This is a genomic window from Bradyrhizobium sp. (assembly GCF_027307225.1).
In the GTDB taxonomy this organism is placed as follows: domain Bacteria; phylum Pseudomonadota; class Alphaproteobacteria; order Rhizobiales; family Xanthobacteraceae; genus Bradyrhizobium.
The window spans coordinates 1-15,829 of record NZ_DAHUXJ010000110.1 but is presented as its reverse complement, the minus strand read 5'-3'; the positions used below and the strand labels follow the sequence as shown (position 1 = coordinate 15,829).

The window sequence follows — 15,829 nt, the reverse complement described above, 5'->3', positions numbered from 1 at the left end:
GTGGGGGGGTGGGGCGGCGCGCGAGGGCGCGCCGGGGTGGGGGTACACAGAAAAGAAGCTCCCCACCCGACCGTCGCTTCGCGCCGGCCACCCTCCCCGCTGCTCGCTTCGCTTCGCGGGGGAGGGATCAATCGGTGTTCGAAGCCGCGCATCAGATGTAACGCGCCGGCGCAAAGGCGCTCGCGTCGAAGGACGGTTGCTCGCCCGCGATCATCGCGGCGATCGCATCACCCGTCGCAGGTCCCGTCGTGAAACCGATATGCTGGTTGCCGAACGCAAGCCACAGCCCCCGATGCTGCGGCGCCTTGCCGATCATCGGCAAACTGTCGGGCAGCGTCGGCCGGGCCCCGCGCCAGGGCTCGCCGACCGCCGAGCCAAATTCGGCGACGCCGCGCGCCAGCCGCACCACCATGTCGAGCTGCGCCAACGACGACGGCGCATCGCGGTCGGTCAGTTCGACGCCGGAGGTGACGCGAATGCCATTTTCCATCGGCGTCATCAGGAAATTTCCTTCGGCATCGTGGATCGGACGGCGCAGGCTGCGTGCCGGGTTCGGCGTGAATTCCTGATGATAGCCGCGCTCGGTCGCGAGCGGCACCCGATAACCGAGCGGCCGCAGGATATCGGCCGACCATGGGCCGAGCGCGACCACGACATGACGCGCAGAAATCGCACCATCGCCGAGCACAACGCGCCAGCCTTGATCTGCCGAGCCTTGCCCCGCAGACTCGATCGCCTTGATGTCGGACTGGCGAACTTCGCCGCCCAAACTTTTCAGCATCTGCGCATAGGCTTTGGTCACCGCGCCCGGCGAATCCACCGAAGCCGTCTGGGTGTGCAACAAGCCAACCTTGTAGACCGGCAGGATGTTCGGCTCGAGCGCCGAGATCGCCTGGCGGTCGAGCAGTTCGCTCGCAATACCGAACCCGGCGAGAAAGGCCTGCTCTCCTTTCGCCGCCTCCATCGCATCGCTGCGCCAGGCCTTGAGCCAGCCGGTCTCGCGGATGCGCTGAGCCGCATTGGCCTTGACGATCCATTCGCGGTGCAGTTTGAGCGACGCGGTGATCAGCCCATGCAGTGCGACCGCTCGCGGCCGGGTGCGCGATGGGACAGCGTTGCCGAGAAAGCGCGCGACCCAGTCGAGATTGCGCATCACCCACATCGGATTCCAGCGGAGCGCCGCGCTGGTGTTGCCGAGATACGACGGCAGCGCGCTCCACAGCGATGGCCTGTTGAGCGGCAGGATCGAGCCGCTCGAGAGAATGCCGGCATTGCCATAGGAGGTTTCGCTGCCGGGTTCGCGGCGGTCGATCACGACAACCGACAATCCGCGCTGCCGCGCGGCAACGCCGGCCGACACGCCGACGATTCCGGCGCCGAGCACGGCGACATCGAATTGCGAGCCTGGAACAGCCTTAGACATTCACTTCAATCCATCCAGATTAGTGCGGCTAAATCAGTGTGAGCCCGCCGTCGACCGGCAGCGACACGCCGGTCACATGCGCGGCTTCGGGCGACAGCAGGAAGGCGATCACGGCGGCGACTTCATCGGCCTCCGCCAGGCGCGACAATGGATTTGCGCTCGCGACTTTTTGCCAGCTCGCGGCATCCAGCGCTCCGGTCAGGCCGGCATCCTTGCGGGTAAAGCCGGGCACCACGACATTGGCGGTCGTCCCTGAACTTGCGAGTTCGATGGCCAGGCACTTCACGAGCGCTTCGAGCGCGGCCTTCGCCGAGCCCGATCCGGGATACGTGGAGTCCTTCGTGAAACGATGCGCGGCAAAACTCGAGACCGCAACGACCCGGCCATGCGGCCGCATCAAATCCGGTAGCGCCGCGCTTGCCATTTCATGGAAGCTTGCGGCCATCACCGCAAACGCCCGCTCGAGGCCCGCGCGCGGCAACTCCGCAAAGCCGCGCCGGTCGGCGAAGCCCGCCGCATGCACGATCCAGTCGATTGGCCCGAAAGCGTCGCGCGCCGCGCTGACAAGGCCAGCGGCTGTTCCGGCCCGCGCGAGATCGCCGGTGGAAATCCTGACCTTGGCCCCTTGCCGCTCGCATTCCGCAGCGGCGTTTTGCAGGCGGGAAACTCCCGCCGCATCGCTGCCCTGCCCGTGCAGCATCAGGCAAACTTCAGGCTTGGCCAGACGGCGCGCGACTGCTGCGCCGATTCCGGACCCTGCCCCCGTAATGATCGCAACCCGCAAAACCCGCCCCTAGAGCTCCGATTCCGAAGTTCGCAAGCTATTGCGGCCCCTCCGATGCGAACTTCGGAATCAAAGGAGCTCTAGCAACTTATTGATTCGAGTGCGGCTTCGAATTTGAAGTTCCTATAACGAACTCACGGCGAAACTGATAGGAACTTCAAATTCGCCGCACTCGCGGCCTTTACACCGCGTGCGACTATAGGTCCTGCCGCCTGGAATGCCAACGATCGCCACCCGCCGTTACCGGCGAAGGGGCCGCGCACGCCGCGGTACGCGCGGTCGGCCGGTGTTCCGCCGGTTCCGTCAAACTTTCGTGCGCGCTTGATTACAAATCCGAAAACTTGGGAACGCCGGCAATGCTTGCCGGTTTGCCCGACGCGTCACTATTGACCAGGAGATTTCCATGAAAGCCAAACTTCTCGCTTCGACGCTGCTGGCGGCCTCATTGATCGCCGCGCCGGCCGTCGCGTTCGCCCAGTCGGAGATGGCCAAGCCCGAAACCAAATCGGAGATGGCAAAGCCGATGACCACCCACCACTCCATGCGATCCACCCACATGAAGAAAGGCATGACGACCGGCATGAGCTCGGCGACCAGGGCAAAGCCCGGCGGCCGTTCAGTTACGCGCAAGCCTCCGGGCAGCTGACCGAATAGCTGACTTAAGTGTGACGAGAGAGAGCGAGCGTGCGCCTTAAGGGCACGCGCTCGCATGGCATTAACTTGGCTCAAGCGCGAGCCAGGCGGACAGCGAACGTCAAGTCCACTCCGCTAACTTACGGCAAAATCAGGAGCACGCCGGCAACCAGCATCGCCGCGACCGCGGAGGCCGCCAGCGACCAGTGAATTCCGATCAGGCTTCCAGCCAGGCCGACCGAGATGCCGCTGAACGTCTTCAGGCCAAGGCTTGCCATGTTGAACAGGCCGATCACGCGCCCGCGTTTGTCGAGCGGCGCATGGAGCTGCACCAGGCTTTGCGCCATCGCGTTGAAGGACAGTTCGAGGAAGCCTGCGGCGAGCAGGAAGCCGACCGCGAGCCAGTAGGTGTTGGCGAGCGCAAACACCGTCAGCGCCCCGCCCCACAACAGCGCGAGCAACATGGCGGTGCGCGGCTTCGGCGCCAGCCAACCCCCTCCCTCCAGAATCAATCCCGCCAGCAATCCGCCGGCGGCGTCGGCGGCCAGCAGCACGCTGTAGGCGATGCCGGGATCGCCGTAGTGAAGATCGGCCGCAAAGTTCGGCATCTGCGAACTGTAGGCATTGCCGACAAAGAACGAGGCCGCGCCGGCGAGCAGCACCATCGACACGATGGTCGGATGGCCCTTGATGTCGCGGATGGTGGAAATGATGTCGTTGAGCCCGCGCACGGCACGGCGCGGCGCGGCCGCTCCTTTACGAAAGCGCGGCCCATAGGGCGCGCCGGTCAGCCACAGCACCAGCGGCAGATAGAACACGGTGTTGAGCATGATGCCCCAGGCCGGCCCGAAGGCGAGCAGGATCGCCGCACCCACCGCGGGCCCCGCCAGCACCGCGAGGTAGCGCGCCATCGCGTTGAGCCGCACCGCGCTTTCGAGCTCAGTGGGGCCTACGATGTCATAGAGCAGCATCTGGTTCGGCGTCTGCCACAGCACCCCGGCACAGCCGTGAACGACGAGGATCGCCATCGCCTGCCACATCTGCAAACTGTCGGTGAAGAAGAAATAGCCCCAGCTCAAGGAGGCGACGATGAAGAGCGCCATGCCGCATTGGATGACGCGTCGCAGATCGAAGCGCTCGGCGAGCGCGCCCGAGGCCACCGAGAACAGCAAAAACGGCAGCCAGTGCGAGACGACGGCAAAGCCGCCCAGAGCCGGCGAGTGAAATTTCTGGAACACGACCCAATAGCTGATCACGTGCTCGATGTTGTCGGCCATCATCGCCAGCACGAACGTCGTGAACTGCGCGCGAAAGCCGGCATGGCGCATCGCTGCAAAGGAGCGCATTCTTGGAGCCGGGGGTTTCCCCCCTGTTGTTGTGCCATCGTTCATGAAGTGGAATTCCTGAAATTGCCTGGAGCTTAAGAGCGCTCACCGCCGCGGGGCTGTCGCATGTGAGGCATCTTCATCCCTCCCCCGCGAGCAGAGCGAGTGCGGGGAGGGTGGCCGTTGCGAAGCAACGGTCGGGTGGGGGGTGGTCATCTTGTTGAAAAAATCTCCTTACGCGAGAGTTGTTCTTGAAACCCCCACCCTGGCCTTCGCTTCGCTTCGGCCTTCCCTCCCCGCAAGGGGGAGGGAGAAGGAAGCTGTTCGCCAGGCCCGCGCAGGCGCCCTTCACTCTCCCACCTTGAGGCTACTTGTGGCAGATAACATATCAAAGAGCGTTCTGCCGAATGAGAGCTATGCCAAAATCCGATGCGATCTCCTGACCTGGCACTCCCCGATACCAAGCCCGAAGCTACCCCTGTCAAGGCTGCCGCCCGCGCCTTGATCGCGGGCGCCAACATGAACGAGCGGCGTCGCGCGCTGCGCCGGGCGCGGGCGCTTGCCACGTCGCTCCTGGTTCTGATGCTCGCGATCTTTGTCGCGACCTCGATCGGCCTGAAGCAGTGGCCGTGGCTCGCTTATGTCAGGGCCTTTGCCGAAGCCGGCATGGTCGGCGCCTGCGCCGACTGGTTCGCCGTGGTCGCCCTGTTTCGTCACCCGCTCGGGATTCCGATTCCACACACCGCGATCGTCGCCAACAGCAAGGAGCGCATCGGGGTTGCGATCGGCCGCTTCATGGCCAGCAATTTTCTCTCGCCGCGCGTGCTGGCCGAGCGCACCCGCGACGTCGATATCTCCGGCTGGTTGGCGCGCTGGATCCTGCGGGGCGACAATGCGAGCACCGTGGCGCAGCGCGCCACTTCGTCCTTGAATCAGGCTCTGACCGCGCTGCCGCGCGAGGACCTCAACGCCTTCCTGAGCGGCGCCGTGCGCGGCGGCATCGAGCGCGTGCCGGCTTCCGCCTTTGCTTCAAAACTGCTGTCGCTGCTCTGGGCCCATGGCGAGATGCAGGCGCTGGCCGAAAGGCTGCTGACCTGGGCCTCGACCACGCTAGCGACCAACCGCGAGACGATCCGCGCCAAGGTATCGAAACGCACCTCACGCCTGATCCCGAAATGGATCGACGGCATCGTGGCCGACAGGATCATCGATGGCGTGATGCGCATTCTGGGTGAAATGCGCGAGCCGGACCATCCCTGGCGGATCGAGATGACCTCGACCGTCGAGCAATTGATCGGCGATCTCGCCACAAATCCTGCGATGATCGAAAGAGGCGAAGCGCTGAAAGCGCGGATGCTCGCCACGCCCGCGGTGATCACGCAGATCGACACGCTCTGGGTTTCCATCGAAGACCGGCTGGAAGCGGGCGAGACACAGACGCAGATGACGCGGGTCATTGAGCGCCTTCTGACCAATATCGGGGCGCGAATTCAGAACGACGAGCAGCTGCGCGACAGCATCAACCGCTGGCTTCGCGTCGCGGTACTGCGCACGGTGGCGCCGCGGCGAACCGAAATCGCCGAATTCATCCGCAAGGTGGTCGAGAACTGGGACACCGAAACGCTGACCGAGCGGATCGAACTCACGGTGGGGCGCGACCTGCAATATATCCGCATCAACGGCACGCTGGTCGGCGGCCTCGTCGGGCTCATCATCTTTGCGATCACGCAGTTGTTTTAGGGCGTTCCGGGTCGCTGCCGTCATTCCGGGGCGCGGCAAAGCCGCGAACCCGGAATCCATTGAGCGACAAAGACACTGGCGAGATGGATTCTCAGGTGTGCAATTGCACACCATAGCTCGCACCTGGCGGTCCGCCCCGGAATGACGGCGGGTCGCGATCGCAGTCTCGGTCGAAGACCCAAAGAGGACCTGAGCGGGGTTGCTTAACGATCCCGTGACATCGATCCGATCCGGCTCGCCGATCCGGCATTCCTGATGCAAATGGGGTCGCCCTTAGGCATGACCTCGCAATTCCAATCCGGGCCGAAACCCGTCGCGCGTTGGAAATAGGGAAATCGCATGACGACGAAAGCGAAAAGGCAGACCAATGCAAGCGCAAGCAAGGCGCCGATGATGTCAGCGCGCGTCGGGTACCACTGAGGCCACCGCATCTTCTAACCCTTTATGGGTTGGTCGCGCCATCTGACGGCGTATTCAGTGGCGCACCCGATGGAACTCCCCGGCCGCTATCAGACCGAACTTGCTATCATCGCTCGTTTCAGGGCGATCAACGTTGTTCACTACGCGCGAGAGGCAAGCGATAATCGTTTCGGAGTTCTTCTCAGTGACCGTAAAATTCCAAGTTTCGACCCACCTTCCATCGTGATCCTCTCCCGCGCTTGAAGCAAATATCACGGCGTTGGTCATATAGGCCTGGAGTTGGAACAAGCCCGGCTTAACCTCTTCGTCACCAAAATAGACAGCTACCCGCTGTCCATTGATGCTTATCCTAAACGGCGATTTCGCATACGCGGCCTTAGCCCGTTTGTTGGATTCAGGATCTTTGCTCGAGCTGACATAAACGAACTCAAGCCTACCTTCCCATGTTCCTTCGAGTGAGCCGCTGCCCTGTCCCGCGGCGGGATTCAAAAAGGCCATTACCGACACGATCGGCAAAATTGCGATGAAGACAACTCGACGTAATCGACGAAACATAGAAGCCCTCGCTGCTCGCGACCAGCATTGGATTAGTGCGACGGTGAATTTGCCACCTGAAGTAGCAGTACGCTACGGCGGTCCCCGAACATGGTGAATGCTCAGTAATGGCCCATCGCGCCATTCCGATGCCGAGCGGCCTTTTATGCGCGTCATTGCGAGCGACAGCCAACGGGTCGCGTCAATGCGCGCCTGACGACAGGCTCCGCAATCCAGTCTGACTTGCGAAAAGATTCTGGATTGCTTCGTCGCTCACGCTTCCTTGCGCAAACGCTTAGCGTTTGTCGGGGACAATCGTCAGAGTGCGACTGTTTCCTCGACCACATGTTTCAGCGGCGTCCCCTCAGCGGACAGGGTCATTCGCAGTTTGAGCTTGCCACCCTTTACCTCCCCGCTACGCACCAGGTTCTCGATTTCACGCTGCGATGTAACTCCGACATGCTTCAAAAATTTACGGATGGCCATATTGAAGCGGTCTTCATCGAACTCGACGGTCATGGCTGTTCTCCCTGAGAGTGGCCTGCTTTGAGTTAGCCTTTAATTCGTTGAACCCGCGCCGGTTGCGGGGGTTCCAGAACCCGTGACAGTTCACGCACAAGCTTTGACGTAAGCTCCTTCGAGACGCGCGCAAGCGCGCTCCTCAGAAACCTCTCGCCGCGGTCGCGCGGACCGAACTCGCCGTTCCATCGACGGCCTAATCGCCATCGGGCTCCATGCCCTTCGACTTGAACAACGCCTGGGCCGATGGGCCGCTCAACGAAGCGATCAGTGCCTTGGCGGCGTCGGCGTGCTGGGTTCCCGCACCGATGCCGGCGGCGTACACGGTGTAGTTCTGGATTTCCTTCGGCAGCGGTCCGACCAGCGTGACGCCGGCATGTGGCAGGATCTCGCTGATCTGGTGAATCCCAAGCTCGGCCTGGCCGGACTCGACGTAATCGGCGACGTAGCCGCCCTGCTTGAGCCTTTCCTTCGGCTTGACCTGGTCGGCTAGGCCGAGGCGTTCAAGCAGCTTCTCGACATAGATGCCGCTGGAGCCGCCACTCGCGGGATCGATGAAGCTGATCGATTTTGCGTCGAGCAATGCCTTCTTGAAAGCGTCGACCGTCGAAATGTCCGGCTTGGCCGCGCCGGTCTTCACCATGACGCCGACGCCCACGCGCGCGAGGTTGGTGCGGCTGCCGGACATCACCTTGCCCTCGCCGGCGAGCTTGTCGAGGGCTTGCGGGGTCATCACGACCACATCGAAACTTTCGCCGGCCGCGATCCGCTCCATCAGGGCACCGACCGTATCATTTGCGACCGAAACCTTGTTGCCGCTTGCGTTCTCGTATTCGGGAAGCAGCGCCAGTACGGTCGACTTGAATGCGCCGGCGGTGAGCAGTTTCAGCTCGGCCGCCCGGGAAGCCGTCGTGCAAAGGGCGGCGCCAATGACGCCGGCAAGCAGCAACATCCTGTATCGCAATTTCAGTTCTCCTATGGCCGTGAGGCCATTTTAGGCTGAACTGTCAACGAAAGCGAACAGCGATGCGAATGAATCATGCGGGCGGTGGCGCATGGCATCATTCCGACGCCGGGCGCCGGAACGACGGGTATCTCACAAATTCGCGCGTCCGCGAGCGTCAGCGGGCGATTGGGCCGGATGATGTAAACATGAACCGGTGCGCGTGCGGGCTATCGACGGGAGTTTTCGCAACGCGCGCGAGAAGTGACCGCCCTAATGCCCCATTGGCGCAGGATGAAGGCTCGGATCCTCGCCACCGACCCTTGAAGGATCCCTGCCGCTGAAGCCGAAATTCTCCCGGTTGCGCTGGAATTCGGGATCGTAGTGGCCGCTCCGCGGATCGAGATAGCCGGAATAGTCGCGGTAATAATGTCTGTGATGATGGATCCGGTAGTGATGGACGTAGGCGTCCCCCGCGAAAGCCCGCGTCACGGACAGCGCCGTGGCGGCCGTGGTGCAGACCATGACGACCGTTGAGAGAGCAAGCTTGAAGCGCATGACAGTGGCCTTTTCCTCGAGTCTCTTTTTTGCTTCTGGCCGGAACCAACGCCGCGTGCAGGCGGCCGTTCCAGTCACCCTACGGCTCTCCTTAAACATCGCGCAGCAAATTTTGCGGCGATCGCGGCATGACTTTCGCGCTCGATAGCGGCAAGTCCCGCAGGCGCGCGCCGAACGCCTTCAGCGCGGCCGCGCGCAGCTCACCAGCACGACATAGTCGGGAAGGCTCGAGGTGATGCCGTAGATCTCGGTGTTGACGATGTCCTCGCCGACCACGCGACCGCGCCGGCATTCGCCGCGAACGAGATGAAGCGCCATGCGGTTGCGGTCCCCCCTCACCAGGGGATTGTACTTGATGTCCGGAATGTTCCGGACATGCGCGACGAAGTCATAGGGCTTGCCCGGCGAGGCCGCGTCGACCCGAACCATTCCCCTGGTGTCGGTCCAGCCCGGCAACACAGCCAGAAGCAAAATCGCGGCCCAAAATCGCGCCATCCTGTGCCCTCGCCTTCGTCACGCCTGGGATCGGTGCGACGAAAGCAAGGTGGCAGCAATCGGCGAGTTCGGCAATGCCCCGGTTTGAGCCCGTGCGCAGCTTTTGCGTATCCTGTTAAGCCGCGCGCACCTTGGTGAGGAATCCGTCGACGGCGCTGCGCAGCATGCCGGATTGCTTGTCGAGTTCGCGGGCATTGTCCAGCACTTCGGAAGCCGCCGTGCCCGTGGCGGTCGCCGCGGTGGTGACGCCGCCGATATGGGCGCTGATCTCGCTCGAGCCGGCCGCAACCGACTGAATGTTGCGGGCGATCTCGCGCGTCGCCTCGCCCTGCTGCTCGATCGAGCTCGCGATCGAGGTGGTGATCTCGCTCATCTGCGCAATCGTCCGGGAGATGCCGGTGATGGCAGCGACCGCATCGCTGGTCGACTGCTGCATCGCCTCGACCTGCCCGGAGATTTCCTCGGTCGCCTTCGCGGTCTGGTTGGCGAGCGCCTTCACTTCGGAAGCGACCACCGCAAAGCCGCGGCCGGATTCGCCGGCGCGCGCCGCTTCGATGGTGGCGTTCAGCGCGAGCAGGTTGGTCTGGGCGGCGATCGAGTGGATCAACTTCACCACCTCGCCAATTTTTTCGGCGCCGGTCGAAAGCACCTGCACGGTCGCATTGGTGCGCTCGGCGTCGGTGACGGCCTGGCTGGCGATTTCGCTGGAGCGGCCCACCTGGCGCGAGATTTCGGTCACCGAACTCGACAGCTCTTCGGCGGCGGCGGCAACAGTGCCGACATTGCCTGATGCGCTTTGCGAAGCCGAGCTGACATTGGCGGCGCGCGCGCTGGCGTCGCTCGCGGTTGCCGTCATCGATTGCGCCGTGGTCTGCATGCCGGCCGCAGCGGTCGAAACCGAGCGAACGATGCCGTTGACGCTGCGCTCGAAGTCGCCGGCGAGGCTCTCCATCGCCGAGCGGCGTTCGGCCTGCGTCCGCTCACGCGTCTCGGTCTCGGCCTTTTCAAGTTCGCGCATGCGCAGCGCATTGTCCTTGAAGATCTGCACCGTCGCCGCCATCTTGCCGACCTCGTCGCCGCGGCCGACGCCGGGGATCTCGCTGTTGAGCTCGCCCTTGGCCAGCCCTTCCATGCGGGCACGCAGCGCGTTGAGCGGGCCGGAAATGCCGCGGCCGATCACCCAGGCGACGAGGCCCGAGATCAGGCCGATCGCGAGCGTTGCGAGACCCAATAGCCACGCAATCGGCCTCAGCTTGGTATTGATATCTTCAAGATAGGAGCCGGTGCCGAGATACATATCGAAGCCGGGAATGGCGACCGCATAGCTCATCTTGCGGACCGGGGTCGACTGGCCCGGCTTGACGTATTCGTAGCGCAGCACGATCTCGCCCTTGGCGCGGACGCCATCCATGATTTCCTGAGAGAGCTTGCGGCCGTTGGTGACGACATCCATGCGGTTGGTGCCGACCTGCTCGGCCTCGGGCGAGAACTGGGTAACGCCGTCATAGGTGGTGCCGAAGATATAGCCGTGCTTGTTGTCGTATCTCATCGCGTTGCCAAGCTTGCGGAATAACGCCATTGCCTGGTCCTTGGTCATTTCGCCGGCGTCGACCTGTCGTTTCAATTCGCCCGCCATGTTCTTGACCACCATGGTGATCGCCTTGGCCTGATCGACCTTCGCGTCGAACAATTCCTGCTGCACGAGATAGCTGGCGAATCCTCCCGCCATGCAAAGACCAAGCAGGGCAACCCCCACCACGATACCGAGCTTGGGGGCGATGGTCATATTGCGCAGCATAGAGTCCTCTCCAAAACAGCAGCGAAAAATGCGGTGAACCGAACGGCTGCGCTCACGATAGCTTGAAACCCCTTATCGCTTTCTTAACCATCCGGATTCGTTGTGTTTCCGACAAGGAATTTTGCGCGAAACGTCCCTGCCCGCAAAAGTCGCGACGCAGCAACACAAATACCGTGCATGCCTTATCAGCGAGCGCTTGTGAGAATTTCCACGGAGCGGCGGTATCGATTGTTGATTGGCGAAAGCTGGCCCGCGAAGGATACGGCCGGCAAGATCATGGCGTTCGAATCATGCCGGCGTGTGATCGAGCTCATACATCCTTGTATGGCCGCAGACTACGCTGTCAGACCTTGCGGGCGAGACGATGCAGACGGCTGCGATCGCCGCGAAAAAATAGGCCCGAGGGCTACGCCATCAAGCGACAACTGGACGCTGCGTTAATCCGGAAGCGATCGCGCTTCTAGCGCTGCGTCACCTGCGGCTGGTTCGAGGCGGTCACCCGCCACACCGTGTTGCCGACATCGTCGGCGACCAGCAAGGCGCCCGACTTGTCGAGAGCGAGGCCCACCGGGCGTCCGCGTGCATTTTGCTTGTCATCAAGGAAGCCGGTGACGGCGTCCTGCGGCTGGCCGCTCGGTTTTCCGTCGGTGAACGGCACGTAGATCACCTTGTAGCCGTTGAGCACATGCCGGTTCCAGCTGCCGTGCTCGCCGACGAACGCGCCGCCGGCGTAGTTCTTCGGCAGGCTCGTTCCGGTGTTGAACACAAGACCCAGAGGCGCAACGTGCGAACTCAAGGCGTAATCCGGCGGGATCGCCTTGGCGACGAGGTCCGGGCGCTGCGGCTTGACGCGCGGATCGACGTGCTGCCCGTAATAGCTGTACGGCCACCCATAGAAGGCGCCTTCCTTCACCGACGTCATGTAGTCGGGCACGAGGTCGGGACCCAATTCGTCACGCTCGTTGACCACCGTCCACAGCGCGTGGCTTTGCGGCTCGAATGTCAGACCGTTGGGGTTGCGCAGGCCGCTCGCAAAGATGCGGTAGCGGCCGCTGGCGCGATCGACTTCGAGAATATCGGCGCGGTTGTGTTCCGCCTCCATGCCGTTCTCGGTGATGTTGCTGTTGGAGCCGACGCCGACATAGAGCTTCGTGCCGTCGGGACTGGCGGTCAGGCTCTTGGTCCAGTGATGGTCGATCGGTCCGCCCGGCAACTGGACCAGCGTCGTGCCGGGATCGGTGATCTTGGTTTCGCCCTCCTTGTAGGGATAGCGGACGATCGCGTCGGTGTTGGCGACATAGAGATCGTTGCCGACCAGCACGACGCCGAACGGCGAATTGAGGTGATCGAGGAACACGCTTCTGGTATCGGGCGCGCCGTTGCCCTTGCTGTCGCGCAACAGCGTGATGCGGTTGCTCTCTCCGGTCTTGCCGCCGGAAGTGGCCCATTTCTCGACCCAGCCCATCACGACTTCCTTCGGCCGCTTGATCGTCGCGGCCTTCGGCGCTTTCGATTCGACCACCAGGACGTCGCCGTTCGGAAGCGTATAAAGCGAGCGCGGATGCTGAAGGTCTTTTGCAAACGCGCTGATCTTCAGCCCTTGCGCCGCGGTCGGCGTTTCATCCCCGCTCCAGCCGACCACACGCGCGATGTGCATCGGCGGCAACAGGAATTGCTTGATGGCGGGCAAGTTGGGGTTGGATCCCATTTCGGCTCTCGGATCGCCGCTGCCGTCACTGCATCCGGCGAGACCAAGCAGCGAACCCGACAACAGAACTGCGTTAAACAAGCGGAGATGCGGCGTCATCGGACTGCTCCTGCGCCATGGCGATAGACCAGTTCCCAGCCGAGCCAGCCGGTGACGGGCAGGATGATCACCGTGATGATCGAAAGAACAAGACCGACCGGCACCACCGACGTCCAAGCATCGCGTGTGTGAATGAGATTGTTGAAGAAGGCCAGCACCAGCACCGCGAGGTTACCGATCAGGTGCGGCCAGGCGGGGGCCTGCTGGCGGATCAGGCGGTTGCCGAGAAAATCGATCAAACCGGCAATGGCGGCCAGCACGCCGAAAACGAATCCGACGAGGAGAAGCCAGGCCGAAAAATCCGCATACATCATCTCGGCGGTGAGTGCGTAGGCCATATCCGTCACCAGCGCTCCGATGAAGCAGACAATCGGAATCGGGATCAGCATCGGGTGAATGGGGTGTCTGGCGACTTGCGCCGTCGGGCGCAGAATCGGTTCGTTCGGCATGATCGATTGGTTTGACACGGCGGGCCTCTCACGCGACTTTTGGCGCGATTTTTCAAGATCGCCCTGCCCGCCTCTCCAACACCGGCTCAACACCAAGGTTCCTGGGCTTAATGCGCACCGCCCAAACTGCAGCCACCGGGAGCAACTTTTCTGGAACCTGTGCGTTGTTCCGGCATGAACAATCAATTTTCCGGACGACCACCCCGTATCCTCACCTCGGAAGAACGCAAGGCCCGAGATGCCGAGCGCCGCGCCGATGCCGAACAGGCCATGCGGGAACGTGAGGTCACGCAGAAGGCATTCCACGACAACTTCGAGCGCCTGAGAGCAGAACGGCGCGCGCGCGAGGCGTCAGGTCCGCCCAAGTAACGCCTTGTATCGCAACTGACCACGCCAGCCCGCGGCTCGCACGGGACGCGTGCTGTCCGCCATGCGGCGCGATCAGCGCTGCATCTGCATAAGCTGATTGAGCGGCGGCATCGGCATGTTCTGGTCCAGATTGGACATGATCCAGAGCGAACCGGCGATCACCAGAAACACGATCAACAGGCCAAACGCCAGCGCCAGGATATTGTTGGTGTTGTCGGGATCCGTCGTGATGTGAACGAAGAAGACCAGGTGCACACCCATTTGCGCGATCGCGAGCACCACCAGTGCGACGGGAATTGACGGCTGCCATACCAGGTTGGTGCCGGCAATGAAGAACGAGGTGGCCGTCAGGAGGATCGCAAGGCCAAAGCCCGTGCAATAGCCTAACAGGCGCGGGCCGACGCGAACTTCCTCTTCGTCGCCGGGGGCGAGATCGATGGGATGATGCAGATGTTGATCGCTCATGCAGCGCTCCCGAGCAGATAGACCACGGAGAAGATCGCGACCCAGATAATGTCGAGCACATGCCAGAACAGCGCAAAGCACAACAGGCGCCGCATGATGTCGGCGCGAAATCCCTTGGCGAACACTTGCGCCATCATGGTCAGCAGCCAGAGAATACCCGCCGAGACGTGCAGGCCGTGGCATCCGACCAGGGTAAAGAACGAACTGAGAAATGCGCTACGTGTAGGTCCCGCGCCGCGACCGACGAGATCGCTGAATTCGCGAAATTCAAGCGCCAGAAATCCCAAGCCCAGCAGGCAGGTCACGGCCATGCCGATCTGGTACCAGCGCAGGCTACGGACATCGGCTGCGATCATCGCCAAGCCGCAGGTGAAGCTTGACAGCAGCAGCAAGCCCGTTTCCGCCGCGACGCTCCTGAGATCGAACAATTCAGCGCCGCTCGGACCACCGGCGGTCCGCCGCAGCAGCACCGCATGGGCCGCGAAGAAGCAGGAGAAGATCACGATGTCGCTGAGCAGGAATATCCAGAAGCCGTAGCCGGTCACGATCCGCTTCGACGCCGGCCCTTCATGCGGCCGCCCGCCATGCAGGTGATACGGATCGCCATGTCCGCGAGCGAGCGCCGCATCGGTCATGACGCACTCCTTGCGCGGAGCGCGGCGAGGCGCACCTCGCGGTTGGCACGGTCGATGTGCGCGACCTCCGCAGCCGGAATGACGTATTCGTCATGGTCGCGCCAGGCGAATGCAACGAAGGTGGCAAATGCGCCGGCGCCACCAAGCGCGACCATCCACCAGATGTGCCAGATCAGCGCAAAGCCCATGATGGTAGCGAAGAACGCGCAGACAAAGCCGGTCGGCGAGTTGCGCGGCATCTCGATGTCTCGGTATTCGGGCTCGCTCCTCAACAGGCCCTGCTGCCGGGCACGCGACTTGATGGCCCAGTAGGCGTCCTCGCCTTCGACGTCGGGCAGCACCGCGAAGTTGAATACTGGCGGCGGCGAGGCCGTCGACCATTCCAGCGAGCGTCCATCCCAGGGATCGCCGGTGACGTCGCGCAGGCTCGACGCTTCGCGATCGCGAATGCTGACGATGAGCTGCACGACCTGACAGATCACGCCGATCGAGAGCAGAATCATGCCAATTCCTGCAACGATCATCCAGGGCCGCCATTCCGGGACGTCGTAGTGCTGCATGCGCCGGGTCATGCCGAGAAAGCCCGCCGCATAGAGCGGAATGAAGGTGACGTAGAAACCAACGAGAGTGAACCAGAAGCCGGCCTTGCCCCATCCCTCGTGCAGGCGGAAGCCGAACGCTTTCGGGAACCAGTAGGTATAGCCGGCGAAGGCGCCGAACAGCACGCCGCCGATGATCACGTTGTGGAAATGCGCGACCAGAAACAGGCTGTTGTGCAACAGGAAGTCGGCCGGCGGCACGGCGACCAATACACCGGTCAAACCGCCGATGATGAATGTCACCATGAACCCGAGCGACCACAGCATCGGCGTCGTGAAGCGGACACGCCCGCCATACATCGTGAACAGCCAGTTGTAGATCTTCACGCCGGT

General features: G+C 62.6%; 17 protein-coding genes. 3 read left to right on the top strand and 14 right to left on the bottom strand.

What is annotated here, in order from left to right; all coding sequences use genetic code 11:
- Window positions 1-151 precede the first annotated feature (151 nt).
- Together M6D32_RS19550 and M6D32_RS19545 are read right to left on the bottom strand one after the other, a co-directional pair.
- Entirely contained in the window at window positions 152-1,423 is a 1,272-nt protein-coding gene (locus tag M6D32_RS19550; RefSeq protein ID WP_298259237.1) for an FAD-dependent oxidoreductase, read from the bottom strand.
- Window positions 1,424-1,451: 28 nt separating this feature from the next.
- Window positions 1,452-2,207: an SDR family oxidoreductase gene (locus M6D32_RS19545; protein WP_298259235.1), complete on the bottom strand. Its 756-nt coding sequence runs from the start codon at window positions 2,205-2,207 to the stop codon at window positions 1,452-1,454.
- 403 nt (window positions 2,208-2,610) lie between these two features.
- Here M6D32_RS19545 and M6D32_RS19540 point away from each other — a divergent pair, with 403 nt between their 5' ends.
- Window positions 2,611-2,853, top strand: a complete 243-nt coding sequence (locus tag M6D32_RS19540) for a hypothetical protein (protein ID WP_298259233.1) — start codon at window positions 2,611-2,613, stop codon at window positions 2,851-2,853.
- 127 nt (window positions 2,854-2,980) lie between these two features.
- On the opposite strand, the gene M6D32_RS19535 is transcribed toward M6D32_RS19540, so the two are convergent.
- Window positions 2,981-4,186, bottom strand: coding sequence for an MFS transporter (locus M6D32_RS19535; protein WP_298259231.1), 1,206 nt, complete (start codon window positions 4,184-4,186; stop codon window positions 2,981-2,983).
- Window positions 4,187-4,594: 408 nt separating this feature from the next.
- On the opposite strand from M6D32_RS19535, the gene M6D32_RS19530 reads away from it, so the two are divergent.
- Complete coding sequence (locus M6D32_RS19530) at window positions 4,595-5,905, top strand: DUF445 domain-containing protein (protein ID WP_298259229.1); 1,311 nt, start codon at window positions 4,595-4,597, stop codon at window positions 5,903-5,905.
- Window positions 5,906-6,379: 474 nt separating this feature from the next.
- On the opposite strand, the gene M6D32_RS19525 is transcribed toward M6D32_RS19530, so the two are convergent.
- The 8 genes from M6D32_RS19525 to M6D32_RS19490 all read right to left on the bottom strand — a co-directional run bounded on the left by M6D32_RS19525 (window position 6,380) and on the right by M6D32_RS19490 (window position 13,428).
- Complete coding sequence (locus M6D32_RS19525; RefSeq protein ID WP_298259227.1) at window positions 6,380-6,880, bottom strand: hypothetical protein; 501 nt, start codon at window positions 6,878-6,880, stop codon at window positions 6,380-6,382.
- 297 nt (window positions 6,881-7,177) lie between these two features.
- A complete protein-coding gene (locus M6D32_RS19520; protein WP_298259225.1) occupies window positions 7,178-7,378 on the bottom strand; it encodes a DUF6494 family protein in 201 nt (66 codons plus the stop codon).
- Window positions 7,379-7,574: 196 nt separating this feature from the next.
- Complete coding sequence (locus tag M6D32_RS19515) at window positions 7,575-8,342, bottom strand: substrate-binding domain-containing protein (protein WP_298259223.1); 768 nt, start codon at window positions 8,340-8,342, stop codon at window positions 7,575-7,577.
- 252 nt (window positions 8,343-8,594) lie between these two features.
- Window positions 8,595-8,879: a hypothetical protein gene (locus M6D32_RS19510; RefSeq protein WP_298259221.1), complete on the bottom strand. Its 285-nt coding sequence runs from the start codon at window positions 8,877-8,879 to the stop codon at window positions 8,595-8,597.
- A 180-nt stretch (window positions 8,880-9,059) separates the two neighbouring features.
- Complete coding sequence (locus M6D32_RS19505) at window positions 9,060-9,374, bottom strand: hypothetical protein (protein ID WP_298259219.1); 315 nt, start codon at window positions 9,372-9,374, stop codon at window positions 9,060-9,062.
- A gap of 115 nt (window positions 9,375-9,489) precedes the next feature.
- Entirely contained in the window at window positions 9,490-11,172 is a 1,683-nt protein-coding gene (locus M6D32_RS19500; protein WP_298259216.1) for a methyl-accepting chemotaxis protein, read from the bottom strand.
- A 460-nt stretch (window positions 11,173-11,632) separates the two neighbouring features.
- Window positions 11,633-12,979 carry a sorbosone dehydrogenase family protein gene (locus M6D32_RS19495; protein ID WP_298259214.1) on the bottom strand — a complete coding sequence of 449 codons (1,347 nt, stop codon included), beginning with the start codon at window positions 12,977-12,979 and terminating at the stop codon, window positions 11,633-11,635.
- The gene (locus tag M6D32_RS19490; protein WP_298259239.1) at window positions 12,976-13,428 is read right to left on the bottom strand and encodes a DUF2231 domain-containing protein; all 453 of its coding nucleotides are present in this window, start codon (window positions 13,426-13,428) and stop codon (window positions 12,976-12,978) included. The genes M6D32_RS19495 and M6D32_RS19490 overlap by 4 nt, the downstream gene beginning before the upstream one ends.
- Before the next feature lie 174 nt (window positions 13,429-13,602).
- On the opposite strand from M6D32_RS19490, the gene M6D32_RS19485 reads away from it, so the two are divergent.
- Window positions 13,603-13,797, top strand: a complete 195-nt coding sequence (locus M6D32_RS19485) for a hypothetical protein (protein ID WP_298259212.1) — start codon at window positions 13,603-13,605, stop codon at window positions 13,795-13,797.
- Window positions 13,798-13,869: 72 nt separating this feature from the next.
- On the opposite strand, the gene cyoD is transcribed toward M6D32_RS19485, so the two are convergent.
- The 3 genes from cyoD to M6D32_RS19470 form a co-directional block, all read right to left on the bottom strand.
- Window positions 13,870-14,262, bottom strand: coding sequence for a cytochrome o ubiquinol oxidase subunit IV (gene cyoD, locus M6D32_RS19480; RefSeq protein ID WP_298259210.1), 393 nt, complete (start codon window positions 14,260-14,262; stop codon window positions 13,870-13,872).
- Entirely contained in the window at window positions 14,259-14,897 is a 639-nt protein-coding gene (locus tag M6D32_RS19475; RefSeq protein WP_298259208.1) for a cytochrome (ubi)quinol oxidase subunit III, read from the bottom strand. Before M6D32_RS19475 ends, cyoD begins: the two co-directional genes overlap by 4 nt.
- Window positions 14,894-15,829: cbb3-type cytochrome c oxidase subunit I (locus M6D32_RS19470; RefSeq protein WP_298259206.1), on the bottom strand; the 936-nt coding region annotated here is incomplete at its 5' end. The genes M6D32_RS19470 and M6D32_RS19475, both read right to left, overlap by 4 nt.